General features: G+C 64.0%; 11 protein-coding genes. 7 read left to right on the top strand and 4 right to left on the bottom strand.

What is annotated here, in order from left to right; all coding sequences use genetic code 11:
* Positions 1-15 precede the first annotated feature (15 nt).
* Both AAF563_11195 and AAF563_11190 read left to right on the top strand, forming a co-directional pair.
* Positions 16-1,620, top strand: coding sequence for a gamma-glutamyltransferase (locus AAF563_11195; protein ID MEM7121834.1), 1,605 nt, complete (start codon positions 16-18; stop codon positions 1,618-1,620).
* A gap of 53 nt (positions 1,621-1,673) precedes the next feature.
* Positions 1,674-2,837: a pyridoxal phosphate-dependent aminotransferase gene (locus tag AAF563_11190; GenBank protein ID MEM7121833.1), complete on the top strand. Its 1,164-nt coding sequence runs from the start codon at positions 1,674-1,676 to the stop codon at positions 2,835-2,837.
* Between the two features lie 222 nt (positions 2,838-3,059).
* Here the strand turns inward: AAF563_11190 and AAF563_11185 are convergent, their stop codons facing one another.
* Positions 3,060-5,792 (bottom strand): Rne/Rng family ribonuclease, encoded by a 2,733-nt coding sequence (locus AAF563_11185; protein MEM7121832.1) that lies wholly within the window; start codon positions 5,790-5,792, stop codon positions 3,060-3,062.
* Positions 5,793-6,189: 397 nt separating this feature from the next.
* Here AAF563_11185 and AAF563_11180 point away from each other — a divergent pair, with 397 nt between their 5' ends.
* From AAF563_11180 to AAF563_11165, 4 genes are all read left to right on the top strand, one after another.
* Positions 6,190-7,398, top strand: coding sequence for an N-acetylmuramoyl-L-alanine amidase (locus AAF563_11180; GenBank protein ID MEM7121831.1), 1,209 nt, complete (start codon positions 6,190-6,192; stop codon positions 7,396-7,398).
* 268 nt (positions 7,399-7,666) lie between these two features.
* Complete coding sequence (locus AAF563_11175; GenBank protein MEM7121830.1) at positions 7,667-10,057, top strand: penicillin-binding protein 1A; 2,391 nt, start codon at positions 7,667-7,669, stop codon at positions 10,055-10,057.
* A 103-nt stretch (positions 10,058-10,160) separates the two neighbouring features.
* Positions 10,161-11,295, top strand: a protein-coding gene (prfB, locus tag AAF563_11170) for a peptide chain release factor 2 (GenBank protein ID MEM7121829.1) whose coding sequence is annotated in 2 segments (ribosomal slippage) — positions 10,161-10,229 and positions 10,231-11,295 — 1,134 coding nt in all. Because the reading frame shifts where the segments join, the coding sequence is not laid out codon by codon here.
* A 79-nt stretch (positions 11,296-11,374) separates the two neighbouring features.
* Positions 11,375-12,028, top strand: a complete 654-nt coding sequence (locus AAF563_11165; protein MEM7121828.1) for a metalloregulator ArsR/SmtB family transcription factor — start codon at positions 11,375-11,377, stop codon at positions 12,026-12,028.
* On the opposite strand, the gene AAF563_11160 is transcribed toward AAF563_11165, so the two are convergent.
* Genes AAF563_11160 through AAF563_11150 form a run of 3 tightly spaced genes read right to left on the bottom strand, consistent with a single transcriptional unit; the run spans position 12,006 to position 16,245 of the window.
* A complete protein-coding gene (locus AAF563_11160; GenBank protein ID MEM7121827.1) occupies positions 12,006-12,806 on the bottom strand; it encodes a ferritin-like domain-containing protein in 801 nt (266 codons plus the stop codon). The genes AAF563_11165 and AAF563_11160 overlap by 23 nt on opposite strands.
* A 2-nt stretch (positions 12,807-12,808) precedes the next feature.
* Positions 12,809-13,279: a thioredoxin-dependent thiol peroxidase gene (bcp, locus tag AAF563_11155; GenBank protein MEM7121826.1), complete on the bottom strand. Its 471-nt coding sequence runs from the start codon at positions 13,277-13,279 to the stop codon at positions 12,809-12,811.
* Entirely contained in the window at positions 13,276-16,245 is a 2,970-nt protein-coding gene (locus tag AAF563_11150; GenBank protein ID MEM7121825.1) for a bifunctional [glutamine synthetase] adenylyltransferase/[glutamine synthetase]-adenylyl-L-tyrosine phosphorylase, read from the bottom strand. The genes bcp and AAF563_11150 overlap by 4 nt, the downstream gene beginning before the upstream one ends.
* A 78-nt stretch (positions 16,246-16,323) precedes the next feature.
* Between AAF563_11150 and AAF563_11145 the strand changes: the two genes are divergently transcribed.
* Positions 16,324-19,470: an AsmA-like C-terminal domain-containing protein gene (locus tag AAF563_11145; protein ID MEM7121824.1), complete on the top strand. Its 3,147-nt coding sequence runs from the start codon at positions 16,324-16,326 to the stop codon at positions 19,468-19,470.
* Positions 19,471-19,472 lie beyond the last annotated feature (2 nt).

Genomic DNA, 19,472 nt, shown 5'->3' with positions numbered 1-19,472 from the left:
GTGACAATACCACGCATGATCCGCCATTGTGCGGCGGTTTTGCTGGTCTCGGCAACGCTCATCGGTTGCGACTCCTTGGACGGCTTTGACGATGACGTTACCGAGGGCGTGCCCATCGTCGAGGGTTTCTTCGGTGGCGTCGCCGGCGATGAGCCGCGCGCCGTTCTCGTTGCACGCTCGACCCTGGCGGCTGGCGGCAGCGCCGCGGATGCGGTTGTGGCCTACTTCTTTGCCAGCGCCGTGACCTATCCGGCGGCCTCCTCTCTGGCCGCAGGTGGTGCGTGTATCGCCTACACACAAGGCGAAAATCAGGCACGATTGATTGATTTCCGTGACGCTATGCCGGCCGCCTCGCCGGAAGGCGAGTTGCGGCCCACGATGATCCCCGGCGCCGTGCGCGGGATGGCTGTATTGCACGCGGAAATGGGCGTCCTGGCATGGACCGATCTGATCACGCCGGCCGAGCGCATGGCGCGGTTCGGCCACCCGGTCTCGCGGGCTCTGGCGCGCGATCTCTCCTTGGTCGGCGACGCGCTGATCGAGGATCCCGGCGCCTATGCTGTCTTTACCGGGCCTGATGGCAGGCTGCTGCGTGAGGGCGACGACCTGATCCAGCTCGATTTGAGCGCCATGCTGACCTATATCCGCACCCGCGGCGCTGGCGATTTCTACACCAGCCTGGGCGCCGCACAGTTCGTGGAAGCCGTGCAGTCAGTCGGCAACCGCATCACGCTCGAGGACATGCGCAACTATCGGCCACAGTGGCGCGAGACCTATAGCGTCGCCGTGCCGCAGGCGATTTTCGGCGCGGAAGCGCCGCTGCGCGTGCCCGGACCCGGCTTCGATGCAGGCGCGACGAGCCTGTGGGTCTGGTCGATGTATGACGAGGGCGATCTTTTCGCCCAGTCGGATCCGGCTGCCCGGGCGCACCTTCAAGCGGCGACCTCGCTGCGTGCCGCCGTCGCGCGGACGATGGCGCCGGACGCGCCGCCCGACCCGGCGATCGTCGACCTGTTGATGTCGAGCTACAGCCCTGGCGCGGCCACGCCGATCGGCGAACTGCCGGCAGCGCCGACGCCGCTGCAGGAAAACCCGGCATCGACCAGTGTTTCCGCCGTCGATGCGTTCGGCAACGCGGCGTCCTGCGTCTTCACCATGAACAGCCTGTTCGGCAACGGGCGCGTGGCACCGGGCACCGGTATCGTTCTGGCGGCCAGACCCGGCGAGGGATGGGGTAACGGCATGTCGTTGATGCCGGCCCTGATGGTGAACGAGAACACGCAAGATGTGATTTTTGTCGGTGCGACATCGGGCGGCATTGTCGCAGGCCCGGTCATGGCGACCGTTACCGCCGGCATCATGCAGGCAGATATGTCATTGGCCGAAGCCATCGATGCGCCCAGGGTCTTCGACCCCGGCTTGCCCGACGTCGCCATCGTCGAGGAAGCGATACCGCAGAGCACGCTCGATACCCTCATTGCCCGGGGGTACGAATTGCGCTCGTTCCCGGAGCTTGGGCGGGTCAACGCGATTTATTGTCCAGGCGGCGTGCGCAGTAACCCAGGCAGCTGCAGCTTCGTGAACGATCCCCGCGGCTTCGGTCTTGCGGTTGGCGGCTGACGCTGCCTGAGCCTGTCTGATATTGGCAGCTTTTGGGCTGATTGGGACTGACCATGGCGATCAAGGTCTCCAAGCGCGGCAGCGTACCGCCGTTCTATGTCATGGAGGTGATGCGCGCCGCCGCCGAGCGGCTGGCGTCGGGCAGGGACGTCTTGCACCTGGAAGTCGGCCAGCCCGGTACGCCGGCGCCGCGCGGTGTACGGCAGGCCGCGCAACGGGTTATTGACGATGAGCGGCTGGGCTACACGGTCGCCCTCGGCATCGAGCCGCTGCGTGCGGCGATCGCGCGTCACTATCAGGACAACTACGGTGTCCATGTGCCGAGCGAACACATCGTTGTCACCACGGGGTCGTCAGGCGGGTTCGTGTTGGCTTTTCTCGCCGCCTTCGATGTCGGCGACCGCGTTGCCATCGCCGAGCCGGGTTACCCCTGCTACCGGAACATCCTGAGTGCACTGGGCATTGAAGCCGTCGGTTTGCCAGTCGACCACGAGACACGCTATCAGCCGACGGTCGCCATGCTGGAGGCGTATCAGGGAAAGCTGGACGGCCTGATCATCGCCAGCCCCTCCAACCCCACCGGCACCATGATCGACCGTGCCGGCATGGTGGCGCTGTGCGACTATTGCGCGGCCCACGGGATCCGGCTGATATCCGACGAGATCTATCACGGGATAGCGTTCGACTTTGATGCGACGACGGCGGTTGGCTTGAACGCCGACGCTGTCGTCATCAACAGCTTCTCGAAGTATTTCTCCATGACGGGCTGGCGTGTCGGTTGGATGGTCGTGCCCGAAGACCTGCAGAAACCGATCGAGCGTCTGGCGCAGAACTTCTTCATCTCGCCACCGACGCTCTCGCAGTTCGCGGCCGTCGCCGCCTTCGACTGCCATGACGAGCTGCGTGGCAACGTCGCCGTCTACCGCGAGAACCGGGAACTGCTGCTCGACCGGTTGCCCAAGGCCGGTCTCGACCGCTTGAGCCAGGCTGACGGCGCCTTTTACATCTACGCCGATACCGCCCATTTGGCCGATGACAGCGAAGTCCTGTGCGAGCAGATCCTGGACGCGACGGGCGTCGCGATGACGCCCGGTATCGACTTCGACCCGCTGCGCGGCCGCCAGTCGATCCGGATCTCGTTCTCCGGTCCGACGGCGGACATTGACGAGGCAGCCAATCGCCTCGTGGCGTGGCTGCCCAGTCAACTTCGGCGGTAACATCTCAGTCCAGCCGAGTCATCCTGGTTTCCCTCGCTCCTTGAGGGAGAGGGATACGCAGGCTTGGGCGCGCGAGCGTCCTAGCCGAAGCAGGGTGCGGGGCACGTGCTCGGGATACGCCGGCGCCGGTTGTCCACGCGCGCTATCGCGCGCTGCGCTCTCACCCCGGCCCTCTCCCTCGTTGGGGAGAGGGGGACGTGTTGGCGTGTAAGCGGCAGAGCTCTAACGAACGATCTTTTGCCACCAACCGCGCCGCGGCGGGCCGGAGCGCGTTGTCTCGGCGGCTTCGTCCGGTGTCGGGTCGGGCTCGCGCACCGGTCCGCCGCCATTGTTGCCGCCGGGCGCAGTGGTCACGGTGTCGTCGCCACCAGACGCCGCGACCGGAACGGTCTCGTCATCATGGGCCGGCGTTTCGGCAGCTGGTGTCGGCTCCACTTTGCCCTTGTCGTCGGCCGGTTCGCCGGTGTCTTCGGGGGGCGTCGGCGCATCATCATCGCCGCCCTCGGCCTCGCTCGCTTTCTTGGCCTTCGACTTGGCGCGGGAGCGGCGTTTTTTCTTCTCCGGCTTCGCCTCGTCGTCGCCAGAAGCACCGTCGGGTGAGGCAGTCGCTTCGCCAGCGTCGGTGCTCTCGCTGGCAGCAGACGCGTTGCTGTCCCCCTGGACGGCGTCTTCGGCACCGGCTTCGCCTGGCTCGGCCGCGGCGGCCTCGCCACGTCCGCGTCGACGGCGGCCGCCGCGTTTGCCGCGCCGGCGTCGTTTGCGGCCTTCGCCGCCTTCCTCGTCGTCACGCTCGGACTTGGCCTTTGAGCCGTCCTCGTCACTGGCGGCGTTATCGTCACCAGCCGCGTTCGCACCGTCACGCTCGTTGTCGCCGCCGCGCCGCCGTCTGGACTTGCGCCGGCGTTTGCGGCGCCTGCCGCCGTCCTCACCGTCGGCGTCATCGGCATCGGCTCGGTCATCGCTCTCCTGCGCGCCCGCTTCTGAGCCGGCCAGCAATTCGATCGGTTGTCCGTCCGTGCGCGGCACCACCGTTTCGACCCGGAAGTCGGGCGGCACCAGATCCTCGTCGCGCTCGACCAGCACCGTCATGTCGTAGCGCTGTTCGATCTCGATCAGGGACGGGCGTTTGTCGTTCAGCAGATAGAGCGCGACTTCCGTCGGCACCTGAACGCGGATCGACTGGGAACGCTGTTGCATGCCTTCCTGTTCGATGCCGCGCAGGACGTGCAACGCGGTCGATCCGATCGAGCGTACGAAACCGCTTCCGCCGCAATGGGGGCAGATATCGCTCAGCGCCTCATGCAGGCTGGGCCGCAAGCGCTGACGTGACAGTTCCAGCAGACCGAACGAACTGATGCGCCCGACCTGGATGCGGGCGCGGTCGCTCTTCAGCGCCTCTTTCAGTTTGCGTTCGACGGCGCGTTCGTTACGGCCTTCATCCATGTCGATGAAGTCGATCACGATCAAACCGGCGAGGTCGCGCAGGCGCAGCTGGCGGGCGATCTCGACGGCCGCCTCGCTGTTCGTCTTCAGCGCGGTCTCCTCGATATTGCGCTCCTTGGTCGAGCGCCCGGAGTTGATGTCGATGGCGACGAGCGCCTCGGTCGGGTTGATGACGATGTAGCCGCCGGACTTCAACTGCACGATCGGGCTATGCATGGCGTCGAGCTTGTGTTCGACGTTGAACTTGTGGAACAGCGGCACCGCTTCGGTGTACTGCTGCACGCGCTTGGCGTGGCTCGGCATCAACAGGCGCATATAGGACTTGGCCATTTTGTAGCCTTCGTCGCCCTCGACCAGCACCTCGTCGACATCCTTGGTGTAGAGGTCGCGGATGGCGCGCTTGATGATGTTGGCCTCTTCATAGATCAGCATCGGCGCTGACGATTTCAGCGTCTCTTCGCGGATGCTCTCCCACTGCTTGAGGAGGCCGGTGAAGTCGCGCTTGATCTCGGCTTTAGTGCGGCCCATGCCGGCGGTGCGGATGATAAGGCCGGTGCCCTCTGGCACGTTCAGGTCCTGGGCGATGGCTTTGAGGCGTCGGCGCTGCTGCGGGTCGGCAATCTTGCGCGAGATGCCACCGCCGCGCGGTGTGTTCGGCATCAAGACGCAATAACGTCCGGCGATCGACATATAGGTCGTAAGCGCCGCGCCTTTGTTGCCGCGCTCTTCCTTGACGACCTGAACCAGCAGGATCTGGCGACGCTTGATGACTTCCTGGATCTTGTAGCCGCGCTTCAGAATTGCTTCGCGACGCGCCACCTGCTCGCGATCATCGCCGTGATCGTCGTCGTTGGTCTGGCGGCGGCGACGGCGCGGCCGCCGTTTCGGTTTTTCGCTTCGGGCTTCGACCGGCTTCTCGTCGTCCTTTGATGTCTCGGCTTCGTCGCCGTCGGTTTGTTCAGCGCCGGTTTCGTCGTCGTCCTGTTTGTCGCCCGTGTCGTCGGTGTCGTCCGTGTCGTCCGTGTCGTCGCCGGTGTCGCCACCTTCGGCTTCGGCGGCCGGTTCATCATCGGCGTCGTCACTGTCGTCATCGGCATCGCCGGCGGCTGCGTCGGCGCTGTCATCGTCGTTCAAATCTTCGGCATCGTCGTTATTGTCGGCTGCCTCATCGGCGGCGGCCTCTTCGTCGGCTTCGTTTTCGTCGGCGTCGCGCGCTTCATCAACAAGGCGCGCCTGTTCGGCGGCCAGCGCTTCGCGATCGGAAACCGGGATCTGGAAGTAGTCGGGATGGATCTCGCTGAACGCCAGAAAGCCGTGGCGGTTGCCGCCATAGTCGACGAACGCCGCCTGAAGCGACGGTTCGACACGGGTTACCTTGGCGAGATAGATGTTCCCTTTAAGCTGCGATTTGCTTGACGATTCAACGTCAAATTCTTGGAGCTCCTGTCCATCTGCGACGACGACCCGGGTCTCTTCCCGGTGGCCGGCGTCGATCAACATACGTCGTGTCATGTAAGGTCCTGTGGTCGGGGACGACCGGGACGGCGGCGATCAAGTCGCGCCGTCTTGGGGCCGTCGCGGTTGCGTGCGAAACCCCAGAAATGGCCGCAAAACCGAGGGCCGGCCGGCCTTGTCCACAGCCGGCATGACCGGTGGGTGGATGGCTGGTTCCGGATGTCGATTTCGGTGTCAAAATTCGGGGTTCCACCTGAATCCTTTAGTCAGGGTGCACGCCAAGACTTGCCGTGGCGCGCAGATCGTGATTCTATAGGGTCGCTTTTTACCCATTTCTATCAATGCCATAGAGGCAATGATAAAAGCGACGGTTCAGCGACAGAGACATTCTAGTATGCGGCAAGCCCGGCGGACAACCGTTAGTTCTTGGCGTCAATGGCCCACACGGTGCGGCTTGGCGGCGCTGGCTTTGGCGGTGACGGCCTTCCTGGCGGTCGACGTGGCGCGCGCGGCCGAGACCCAGGTGATCGGGGTCAGGACCGGCGTGAACGCCGAAGCGACGCGGTTCGTGCTGGATGTCAGCACCGCGGTCGACTACCAGATTTCGACTCTTGAAAATCCCTATCGGGTGGTCATCGACCTGCCTGAGGTGGCGTGGCAGATCCCCGAACAGTCGCAGCAGGTCTCGACCGGCCTGATTGACGGTTTCCGCTTCGGTCCGTTCGAGCCCGGTCGATCCCGCATCGTGCTCGACGTCAGCGGGCCGGTCAGCGTGCAACGCGTTTTCATCCTGGAGCCCTCGGCCAGCTTCAGCTACCGCTTCGTCCTCGACCTTGTCGCCGCCCAAGAGGAGCCGGGCGTGGTGCCCGAGCCGGTCGTCGACATTCAGCAGACGAGCGTCCAGGTTCCGGAAAGCACATTCGATGTGCCGGTCTATGACGGTCCGCCGTTGCCTGGCGTCAAACCGAATCCTGACAGGTTTGTCATCGTTGTCGATCCTGGTCATGGCGGTGTTGACCCCGGCGCAATCGGTCACAGCGGGATCTACGAGAAGGACATTGTTCTGGACGCCGCGCGCGAACTGAAACGCCAGCTCGAGGCGACAGGCCGTTACACCGTGGTCCTGACGCGCGACAGCGATATCTTCCTGCGGCTTGCCGAACGCGTCGAGATAGCGCGCGCCTCCGGTGCCGATCTGTTCATCTCGGTCCACGCCGACAGCATGGATGACTCAAGCATGCGCGGCGCCGGCGTCTACACGCTTTCGGAAACGGCATCCGACGATGAGGCCGCCGCCCTTGCGGCTAAGGAAAACAAGGCCGACCTGATTGCCGGCGTCGACTTTGTCAACGTCGCCTATGACCCGTTGACGACAGATATCCTGATCGATCTTGCCCAGCGCGAGACGACCAACGCGTCTGCGCAATTCGCGCGCCTTCTGACCGCGCAGTTACAGAGTTTTGTGAAGCTGCGTTCGAACGCGCACCGCTTCGCCGGGTTCCGTGTCTTGAAGGCGCCGGATGTTCCGTCTGTGTTGGTCGAGCTGGGCTACATGTCGAACGCCGACGAGGAATCGAAACTGAAAACCGAGTCCTATCGTCGTGATTTCATGTCGGCCATCACCGCGGCGATCGACGTCCACTTCCAAGACGGCGGCTACTAGAGCGGATCGTGTTTGGGCGGAACCGGCTGAAGGTTCCACCTAAACGTGTGAATCCGCTCGCCATCTATGGGTAGAGCAGACCGCGCTTCCAGCTGAATCAACAGCGTGAATCTTGCTCGACTTCACGCTAAGAGAAGGTTAACGGTGTCGCATATTGCATGAATGTGTGACGGCGGGACTTAAGCTGGGTGTCCCATCCGCGCCATAATTCGGAGCCATAGTCGGGCGGCCCTGGAGACGATATTTGGCAAAACAACGCCGATCTCGCGTGCTACGTGCCCTTGTTTGGCTGTTCGGGCTGCTAACGCTTGGCGTTGTGGCGGCGGTCGCCGTTGTTGCGTACATTTTCTATGAATACGGACGCGACCTGCCGGAATACCGGCAGCTCGCGGACTACGAACCGCCGGTCGCCACGCGCGTCTATGCCGGCGACGGGCGCCTGATGGCGGAGTACGCCATTCAGCAACGCGTGTTCGTTCCGATCGAAGCGATTCCTCAGCGGGTCATCGACGCGTTCCTTGCGGCCGAGGACCAGCACTTCTACGAGCATCGCGGTGTCGATCCTCTGGGCGTCGTTCGCGCGGCCATCGTCAACCTGCGCAACCTCGGCGAAGACCGGCGCATGCAGGGCGCATCGACCATCACCCAGCAGGTTGCCAAGAACTTCCTGTTGACCAACGAGGTCTCGATCGAACGCAAGATCAAGGAAGCCATCCTGGCGTTCCGCATCGAGGAGGCGTTGAGCAAGGAACGCATTCTCGAGCTCTATCTCAACGAGATTTATCTGGGTTACGGCGCCTATGGCGTCGCCGCGGCAGCACTTGCCTATTTCGACAAACCGCTCGACGAATTGACCATCGCCGAAGCGGCCTACCTGGCGGCGTTGCCGAAAGCGCCCAACAACTACCATCCGATTAACCGCACGGCAGAAGCCAAGACCCGACGCGACTGGGTCATCGCGCGCATGTTCGCCGACGGCTTGATCACCCGCGCCGAGGCTGCCGCGGCCCAGAGCGAACCGCTCGAAGTCCATCCACGCGAGGCCGCCGACATCGCTGTCGCCGATTACGCGACCGAGGACATCCGCCGCCAGATTGTCGAGCTCTATGGTACCGACGCGCTCTATGAAGGCGGGCTCTATGTGCGCTCCACCATCGATCCCTGGCTGCAGGATATCGCGCGCACGGTATTGCGCGACGGCCTTGCCGAGTATGACCGCCGGCACGGTTGGCGCGGTCCCTTCGACACCATGGAACTAGGCGACGATTGGGCCGAGCGGCTTGCCGCCTATGAGGAGCCGGAAGCGTTGGCGCCGTGGTTCAAGGGCGTCGTTCTGGAAGCCGACAGCGCCGGCGCGACCATAGGGCTTGCCGACGGCACGACCGGCTATATTCCGTCGAGCTATCTGACCTGGGCGCGCCGGGTGCAGGAAGACGGCAGCCTGGGCCCCGCCGTCAGCCGGGCCTCGGATGTGCTGAACACCGGCGACATTATCGGCGTGCGCGACTACGACGCGCCGGATGATTGGAACGGCGGCGATGACGTGCGTTTTCTCGCCATGCGTCAGATCCCCGAAGTCGGCGGCGCGATCATCGCGCTTGATCCGCATACCGGCCGCATCCTGGCGATGGAAGGCGGCTTCAGTTATGCCGACAGTGAGTTCAATCGTGCGACCCAGGCGTTGCGCCAGCCGGGTTCCGCGTTCAAGCCATTCGTCTACATGGCGGCCCTCGACAACGGTTTTACGCCGGCGAGCCTGGTCGAGGACGCGCCGATCGTGTTCGCCCAGGGCGAGGGGTTGCCCGATTGGCGGCCGGCGAACTACACACAGGAGTTTTATGGGCTCTCGACCCTGCGCCTGGGGCTTGAGAAGTCGCGCAACCTTATGACCGTGCGCCTGGCCAACCAGTTGGGCATGGATGTCATCGCCGACTACGCCTCGCGCTTCGGCGTGATCGAGGACCTGCCGCCTTATCTGCCGATGGCGTTGGGCGCCGGCGAGACGACACTGCTGCAGATGACAACGGCCTACGGCATGATCGTCAACGGCGGCATGCGCATCGAGCCCTCGTTGATCGAACGTATCCAGGACCGCAACGGCTTGACCATCTGGCAGCGCGATGAGCGGACCTGTCTGGTGTGCCAGGCCGACGTCTGGCACGAAGGTGCCGAGATACCGCGCCTGCCGGACCTGCGTGAGCAGGTGGTCGAGGCGACCACGGCCTATCAGATGGTGTCCTTGCTGGAGGGCGTCGTGTTGCGCGGCACCGGTGCGCGCATCTCGACCATCGGCAAGCCGCTCGGCGGCAAGACCGGCACCACGAACGAATATCGTGACGCCTGGTTCGTCGGCTTTTCACCGGACCTCGTCGTCGGCGTCTATGTCGGGTTCGATCAGCCGGAATCGCTCGGCCCGCGCGAGGCTGGCTCCGCGGTCGCCGGGCCGATCTTCAAGGCGTTCATGGAAGCGGCCTTGGCCGAGACGCCCGGCATCCCGTTCCGTATCCCGCCGGGCCTTGAGCTCGTCCGCATCGACGCCGACAACGGCCTCTTGCCTGGCGCCGGCACCAGCCGCGTCCTGGTCGAGGCATTCAAGTATGGCACCAGCCCGACCAGCAGTGAACACGCCGACAGTCTGGACGCATCCGGTCTCTACTAGACCGAGCTTCGCCATAGCGAACCACAGGGTGTTCCCACAAGCAGGCTTGACGCGAGGGCGGCGCATCGTCAGGTTGCCGCCCGAAACGCCTTTGGAGAACGTCATGCGTGCCGATATGCAGGAACTGAGCGCCAGCATCGAAGCTTCCCTCCAGCTCGTACGGAGGCATCTTTGACTGGGATAATGCCCTAGTCCGCCTCGACGAAATCGAGCATCTCGCTCAAGACCCAGAGCTTTGGAACGATCCCGAACGCGCGCAAAAGGTGATGCGCGAACGCACGCGCTTGACCGGCGCGATCGATGCGGTGCGCGAGATGGAGACGGCACTAAACGACAACATTGAACTCGCCGAACTGGCCGAGGCCGAAGGCGAAGAGCAGCTTGTCGAAGATGCCGTCAAGGCACTGAAGGCGCTGGCCGCCAAGTCGGACAAGATCCGCGTCGAGAGCCTGTTGTCCGGCGAGGCCGACGGCAATGACTGTTATCTGGAGGTGCACGCCGGCGCCGGTGGCACCGAAAGCCAGGACTGGGCCGAGATGCTCCTCAGGATGTACGTGCGCTGGGCCGAGCGACGCGGCTACAAGGTCGAGGCGATGGAGGCAAGTGCGGGCGAGGAGGCCGGTATCAAGTCGGCGACGGTCAAGATCAGCGGGCTCAATGCCTATGGTTGGGCGAAGACGGAGACCGGCGTGCATCGCCTGGTGCGCATATCGCCCTATGATTCACAGTCGCGCCGCCATACCAGTTTCGCCAGTGTCGATATCTCGCCGGTCATCGATGACACGATCGAGATCGAGATCGACGACAAGGACCTGCGCGTCGATACCTATCGCGCGTCCGGTGCCGGCGGCCAGCACGTCAACAAGACCGACAGCGCCATTCGCCTGACCCATTTGCCCAGCGGCATCGTCGTGCAATGCCAGAACAACCGCTCGCAACACCGCAACCGGGCCGAGGCCATGGCGATGCTGCGCTCCAGGCTCTACGAGCGCGAACTAAGGGAGCGCGAGGAGGCGGCCCAGGCGGCCAATGCCGAGAAGTCGGATATCGGCTGGGGCCATCAGATCCGCTCCTATGTGCTGCAGCCCTACCGCATGGTGAAAGACCTGCGCACGGGGGTTGAAACCAGCAACACCGATGCGGTACTGGACGGCGATATCGATGCGTTCATTTCTGCCGCCCTGGCGTCGCGGATTGGCGCCGAGACATCGGAATCAGAGCCCGGGAAGGCCAACTAAGACGCGCTAGATCCGTTGTTGGCAGGCTGTTTTCGACACTTTAGAAAGAAAATGCTAGGTTTACTGTGGACCGAATCGCATGAGCGCCATGGCTGGTGATCAACGACCGACGCAGGATCGCATCCTTTTCCTGCTGAAGACCAAGGGCGAATTGACCGCTCAGGCGCTGGGCGAGCGACTTGGCATTACCGCCATGGGCGTGCGCCAGCACCTCTACCGCCTTCAGGAAGACGATCTCGTCACGTTCCGCGACGAGCGTGCGGGTGTCGGCCGCCCGTCCCGTCACTGGCATCTGACGGAAACCGGCAACGGCCGCTTTCCCGACGGACATAGCGAACTGGCCGTCGCCATGCTGAAGAGCATCGAGGACCTGTTCGGCGCCGATGGCCTTGATCGCTTGATCACCGCGCGCACGAGTGAGATGCAGGACGCCTACGGCCAAAGCCTGAACGGCTGCCGCTCGATCGAGCAGCGCATTGCCGGCCTTGTCGAACTGCGCAGCAAGGAAGGCTACATGGCGGAGTGGCGCAAGGAGGACGACGGCAGCTACCTGCTGGCTGAGAACCATTGTCCTATCTGCGCGGCAGCGAAAGTCTGCCAAGGATTGTGTCGCTCGGAGCTGGAAGTTTTTCAGAGCGCCCTTGGCGACCAGGTTACGGTCGAGCGTACCAGCCACATATTGGCCGGTGCCAGACGTTGCGCCTATCGCATCACACCGAAGGCGAAGAACTGAGCGCCTCATAAAAGGCACTGGGCAGACCGGCCGCCTGGCGCGCCGTATCGTTGAACGGCGGCTTCAGATCACCCTTGAAACGCTCTCTGACGACCATGCGCCATGTCGGCGCGGGGTCCAGACCACGTTGTTCGCAGACATGAGTGAACCAGCGGCTGCCTGCCGCCACGTGGTCGATCTCTTCGCGATAGATGACCTCCAGGATGGCGACGCTGTCGTGGTCACCGGCGCGCTTCAGGCGCGTGATCATGGCCGGCGTCACGTCGAGCCCTCGCGCCTCGAGCACCAGGGGTACGACGGCGAGACGCGCGAGGATGTCGTCACGGGTGTCGTCGGCGGCCTGCCACAGCCCGTCATGGGCAGGCAGATCGCCATAATCGGCGTCGAGCTCCTGGAGCCGGCGCCTGAGCATCTGAAAGTGGCGCGCTTCGTCATCGGCAACGCCGATCCAATCGCCATAGAAAGTCGGCGGCATGTCGTCGAAGCGTGCTACGAGGTCGCAGGCAAGATCGATGGCGTTGAATTCGATGTGGGCGAGGGCGTGCAACAGCGCGACCTGACCGGCGCGCGTGGTGAGCGCGCGGCGTTTCGGCATGTCGCCGGGCCGTGTCAACTCGGGCCGATCGGGGCGTGCCGGACGGTCCGGCAGGGTTCCCTGTCCCGGCTCGCGTCTCCCATCGCGCCAGTCCTTTGCCATGGCGCGAACCGCCGTCGCCTTCGCCTCCGGTTCACCTGTCCGCAGCGCGGCAATCGCGGCGCCACGGTAGCCTGTCGACACCGTCAGGCGAGCTCCTTGACCGCCTCGAGCACGGCGTCGGAGTGACCCTTGACCTTCACCTTACGCCAGACCTCGCGCACGACGCCCTTCTTGTCGATAAGGAAGGTCGCGCGTTCGATGCCCATGTAGGTGCGGCCATACATGCTCTTTTCGACCCAGGTTCCATAGGCCTCGGTGATCGCGCCGTCTTCGTCGGAGATGAGCGTGAAGGGCAGGTCGTACTTGGCCTTGAATTTGTCGTGCTTTTTGACGGTGTCGCGCGACACGCCCAGGATCACCGCATCGGCCTTGGTGAAATCCGGCAGTTGATCGCGGAACGCGCATGCCTCTTTCGTGCATCCGGGCGTGTCATCTTTGGGATAGAAGTAAAGGATGACGTTCTGGCCCTTCAGTTTGGCCAGGTCGACGGTGCCGTCACCGTCGGTGGGTGCCTTGAAGGCGGGTGCCTTGTCGCCGGGTTGGGGGCCGCTCATGATTCGCTGTCCTCCGTTGCTGCGATGTTGGTGATCAAATCTTCGAACGTTTCTTTGACACGGGCCTGATCGTTTTCAAGCTCTTGTCGCAGGGCGTCGAATGATGCCTCGCCCGTCATGCGCACCAGCATATCGCACAGCGCCTGCGGGAATTCCGCTTCATCGGTAGGCTGCGCCATCGCCAGCCGCAAGATGCCCTGGACCTCATGCATACGCTGGCGCGCGGCGATCAGATCGCGCGCCAGGCCTTCGTCGACCAGGCCCGCCTCGACGGCTCGCTCAAGCACGTCGACGGAGTTGTTCGCGATGATGGAGGGATGCGCGTCGGCGTAACGCAGCACCAGAAACTGCGCGATGAAGTCCAGATCGATCAGCCCGCCATCGGAAAACTTGATGTCGAAACTGTCGCGCGGCGGATGACGGCCGGCAATACGCGCGCGCATGTCGACAATGTGGTGGGCAAGTCTTGGTGCGTCGCGCGGGCTCATCAGTTTGGCGCGGATGCCTTCATTGATTTCCCGGGCCAGCCATTCGGGCGCCAGCACGATGCGCGAGCGGGTGAGGGCAAGGTGCTCCCATGTCCAGGCGTCGTCGCGGTGATAGCGCAGGAAACCGGAGACCTCCGACGCCAGAGGCCCGGCGCTGCCTGAGGGGCGCAGCCGCATGTCGATCTCGAACAGACGCCCGGCATTGGTCATGGTGGTCAGCGCGTTCAGCATGCGTTGGCACAGGCGGATAAAGTACTGGCTGGCGGCAAGCGGCTTGGGGCCGTCGGAGGCATCGGCGTCGCCGCGCGTGCCATAGATGAACACCAGGTCCAGATCGGATCCGAAGTTCAGCTCCCGGCTGCCGTACTTGCCGAGCGCCAGAACCGCCATGCCGCCGTCGGGTACCATGCCGTGTTGACCGGCGAACTGCTCGGCGACATGGGGTATCAGGGCGCGCAACGACGCATCGGTCAAATCAGAAAGGCTACGCGCGGCGTCCCCTGGCGTGACCTTGCCCAGCAGCAGCTGGACGCCAAGCTGAAACTCGCGATCGTGGGTCCACCGGCGGATCCGGTCGAGCAGGTCTTCCTCGTCTTGCGCCAAGGCAAGTTCGGCGGTGGCGTCGGCCTCCAGGGTTCTCGCATCCGGTAGCGCCTCGAAAAAGTCGGGCGACAGCACATGGTCCAGCAGGGTCGGCGTGCGGGCCAAGTGCTCGGCCAAGCGCGGCGCGGTGCCCATGATGTTGGCGACCAGCGCGAGCAGGCCGGCGTTGCTCTGAAACAGCGAAAATAGTTGTACGCCCGCCGGCAGGTGGTCGAGAAACTCGTTGAACCGCATGAGCGCGGCATCGGGATTGACGCCGCCGGCAAAGGCGTTCAGCAGATCGGGGACCAGCTCGGTCAGGATCTCACGGGCCCGGCGGCTGCGTGTCGCGCGCACCCTGCCGTGGTGCCAGCCGCGTACCACGGCCGCGATGGCGGCGGCGTCGGCAAAGCCCATCCGGGTCAACGTCGCCAGCGTGTCCGGGTCGTCCTCGTTGCCGGTGAAGACCAGGTTGCCGGCCTCGTCACCATCGCCGCCGCCCGAAAGCGGCTCAGCCTCCTCGAACAGGTCGGCGTAGTGGGACTCGACACGCCGCAGGATACCGGTCAGATCGTCGGCGAAAGCATCGACACTGCCATAGCCGAGAAACGTCGCGAAACCCGCCAGGGCATCCGCGCTCTCGGGTAACGAATGGGTTTGCGCGTCCTCGATCATCTGCAGACGATGTTCGATGCGACGCAGTTTGCCATAAGCATCGATCAGATCGTCGGCGGTCTGCCGGTCGATGCGTGTCGCCCGGGCCAGGGCGTTGAGCGCCTCGCAGGTCGCGCGCGGCCGCAGGCGGCGGTCCCGGCCGCCGAAGATCAACTGCTGGGTTTGGGCAAAGAACTCGATCTCCCGGATGCCGCCGCGGCCCAGTTTGACGTTGTGCCCGGCGACGGCAATCTGGCCGCCGCCCTTATGCGCGTGGATCTGCCGTTTGATTGAATGGATGTCCTGGATCGCCGCGAAATCCAAATGACGGCGCCAGATGAAGGGCGTCAAGCGGTCGAGAAACGCGTTGCCGGCGGTTGCGTCGCCGGCTACCGGCCGCGCCTTGATCAGGGCCGCGCGTTCCCAGTTCTGGCCCAGGCTCTCGTAGTAGAGCTCGGCGGCATCGACCGACAGTGCCAGCGGCGTGGCGCCGGGGTCAGGCCTGAGCCGCAAGTCCGTGCGCAGCACGTAACCGTCGGCGGTCCGTTCCTCCAGCATCTTGACCAGATTGCGGGTCAGGCGGACGCAGATCGCCTGGGGCGCTTCGTTTTCGGCCACCTGCAGCCGCTCATCGTCCCACAGGACAATCAGGTCGACATCACTGGAGTAATTCAGCTCGCCACCGCCCAGCTTGCCCATGCCAAGGACGATGAAGCCGCTGTCGCGCGTCGGGTCGTCGGGGTGCGTCAAGCCGATCTTGCCTGCCGCCGCGGCCTGGGCCAGCAGGCTCGCCAGGGCGCCGTCAATCGCCGCCGCGGCAAAGTCAGAGAGCGCGCCCGTGATGCGCTCAAGTGGCCACAATCCCGTGATATCGGAGAGCGCCACCGCGACCGCGACATTACGCCTTGCATCACGAAGCGCGCTCATCATGCCTTCCGGACGCTCTTGACGGTTGTCATAGAGGCTCGCAAGGGCCACGTCCACGATGTGATCGGGGCCCTTTTCGGCCCATTCGGTCAGCAGGACTGGTTGTCGCTCGAGGCTGCGTGAGAGATAGGGACTATTGCCGAACACAGCGGCCATCAGAGCTTGGCCGTTCGGATCGGCGTCGAACGCATCGGCGTGATCGGCAAGACCTGCCGCGACAGCGGCGTCATGCCATGCTAGACGGCCGCGTTCAGCACGCTCCATATCGGCGGGCTTCGGCAGGTCGGTTAGTCCGCCAAGGTAGGGCAGGTGCATGGCGCCCATCATAGAGACTCGCCGTGAAGAGAGGAAACCGGCTAAGTTGATGAAAATTCAATCGGTATCTGAATTATCGTGACCCGCCGTTCAACACGATTTGTCGTCCATTTGCTCGGCACGCTGGTCGGCATCGCCGTGATCTTGCTGGCCGCGCTGGCTTGGCGGCTGACTCAGGGTCCGATCGTGCTCGGCAACGTGACGCCCTATCTTGAGGCCGCGCTTAACCGCGACGACGGCGCGTTCCGCCTGGGCATCGACCAGGCCGTCCTGACCTGGGGCGACTGGGAAGGCACGCTGGAGGTCAGAGGTTACGGCTTGCGCGGCGTCGGCATTGACGGCCAGACCGCGTTCGCGGCCCGCGAGGTGGCGATCGACCTGGCCCTGGGGCCGCTGCTGCGCGGCGAGTTCCGGCCCATCGACGCCACTGTCATTCGACCGTGGATTCGTGTCGTGCGCGACGCCGATGGCGCGGTTTCCCTTGATATCAGCGCCGACCGGACCGCCGAGAGCGAGGCGGCGCTGATCGACCATCGCCAAGGCCTGCTGGGTGGCGAGGCGATCATGGATGCGCTGCTTGACGCCGGCAACGCGTTGCCGGCGCTTCAAGATCTTCATCAGGTCAGCGTCGTCGATGCCGATCTGTGGGTCGATGACCTTTATCTCGGTGTCGTGTGGAACGCGCCGCAGGCCGACATCGTCATGCGCCACGAGGGCGACGACCTGCGCCTGGTCGGTGACCTCATGGTGCGTCTCGATGAAGTCGATGTGCCTGTCGACGTCTCCGCCGTCTACCGGCGCGATGACGGTCGCCTTATGGCGCATTTGGGCCTGCAGCAGGTGCCGATCGAGAAACTCGCCCAGGCGGTGCCGTCGCTTGAACCGCTGGCCGGCATCCAAGCGCCGGTCTCAGGGCGCGTTCAGCTATCTCTGGACCGCGATCTGGCCCTTCTGGACGGCCGGTTCGCGGTCGAAGCTGGTGGCGGGTCGCTCAGTTTTCCCGGTTTCTTTGCCGACACCATTCTCTTTTCGACCGGGGAGGCACGGGGCGAGGTCGGCCGCGGCCTCAGCGACATCGAGCTGCACGCCTTCCATTTGGTGACTGACGAGGCTCTGGTTTCGGGTGATGCCTTCCTTGATGGACTGGATTCCGACAGCGTCTTTGACCTGAACGTGACGATCGAAAATCTGCCGGTCGACGCGTTGCCGGGTTATTGGCCGCTTACGGCCTCCGCGTCGTCGCGGCAATGGGTGGTCGAGCACTTGTCCGGCGGCACGGCCAACAGCGTGGTCTTGAACTTCGACTGGCGGCTTGAGGATCTCGCCCGCGGGAATTTGCCGTTGGAAGACTTCAGGTTTGTCGGCGACGTGTCGAACACGACGATCACCTATTACGGTGACATGCCGCCCATCAGCGGCGTCGACGGCCGCATCACCATCGCCGACGACCGTATGGTAGCCGAAACCCAGGGTGGCAAACTGCTCGATCTTACGGTTGGCGCGGGCGAGATCGTCATCGCGCCGCTCAGCGCCAACACTGAAACCGCGATCGGTTTTGCATTCGACGGCCCGGCAAACGATCTAGCCATGATCGGGACCCATCCAAGCCTTGGTGTCGGCGACGAGCTTGATCTGGGCACCGAACCGTTGAGCGGAACCGCGACTGGCCGTCTGGACATTACTCTGCCGCACTTGACCGGTCTCTCAAGCAGCGACATCGCGTTCGAACTGTCGGCGGATCTGAGCGGTGTCGGTCTGCCGTCAGGTTTCCGAGACATCCGCGTTCAAGGTGCCACTGGCACATTGCGCGCCGACAACGCAAGCATGGACGTTGCCGTCGACATGACCTTGGGCGGTGTGCCGTTCAGGGCGGACATGAGCCAGGCCTTCGTCGCCGACGGGCAGGCGCGCCGCATCTTGTCGCTGAGTGGCACGATCGATCGTGAGGCCCTTGATCCGCTGGGTGTGTCGTCCCTGGTCGACGTCGACGGCGCGATGCCGCTTGATGTCGACATGGTGGAGGCGTGGAGTGGCGAGATAGCCTGGGACATCGGTGTTGACCTGACCCCGGCCGATGTCGCGTTCCCCGCCATCGGCCTGGACAAACCGCCAGGCGAGCGCGGACGCTTCGCGCTGCGCCTGTTGGACCGCGGAACCGGCGGGGTGCTGATTGAATTGCTCAACCTGGCGACCGAGGACGTCACGGTCGCAGGAAACGGCGCGCTGTCGCCCGAAGACCTCGCGCTCCAGCATTTGCGTTTCGAACGTGTCTCCTTCGGCCGCAACGATTTTGCCGCCTCTCTCGCGGCCCGCGACGACGGCGGATACAACATCGCCGTCGATGGAGGCGATGTCGACCTGGTGCCTTACATGAACGATCTGAGCTCGGCGAGCGGGCCGGAGCTCCCGCCCTTTCATCTGGAGGGCCGGATCGACCGCGTGTGGTTAAGCGACAATGACAGTTTGGATTCGGTCGTCATCAAGGCCGACTACGAGGTCGACCGGTGGGAGGAATTACATCTGACCGGTCAGCTCGCCGGCGGCGCGCCGATGACGATGCGCATTTGGCGTCACGACGAAAACGAGCGGCGTTTCGCCCATACCGCCGGCGACGCCGGCGATGCCATGCGGTTGTTCGACCTGTTCGACGATGCGCGCGGCGGCACCATCGACATCCGCGCGCGCATCGATGACTCGGCGCCAGGTCGGCCGGTAACCGGTGTCATGCAGATCGATGACGTGACCATGACCGAGACGCCGATTCTGGCGCGTATTCTGTCCTTGGCGTCCTTCACCAGCATCGCCAACGCGGTGTCTGGCGAGGGGCTCGTCTTCAACAGTGCCTCAGTGCCCTTCGAGAAGCATGACGATAAAGTCACGATCAATGACGCACGAGCCTATGGGCCGGGTATCGGGATCACGGTCGAGGGCGATATCGATTTGACCGACAACACACTCGGCCTGAACGGTACGCTGGTGCCGGCCTATGTCGTCAATAGCATCCTGGGTGACTTGCCGATTGTCGGCGACATTCTGACCGGCGGCGACGAGGGTGGCGGCATCTTTGCCGTGACCTATCAGGTCGAAGGGCCTTATGCCGACCCGGAAGTCGGCGTCGACCCGCTGTCGGTCCTGGCGCCCGGATACCTGCGCAGTATTTTCACGGCGCCGACCAACGACGAGATCGGACCGTTCAACGTCGACGGCACGACCCACGATCGCTAAAG

This window comes from Pseudomonadota bacterium, assembly GCA_039028155.1.
In the GTDB taxonomy this organism is placed as follows: domain Bacteria; phylum Pseudomonadota; class Alphaproteobacteria; order SP197; family SP197; genus JANQGO01.
The sequence above is the reverse complement of the archived record's forward strand: the minus strand, read 5'-3'. Positions and strand labels throughout refer to the sequence as shown.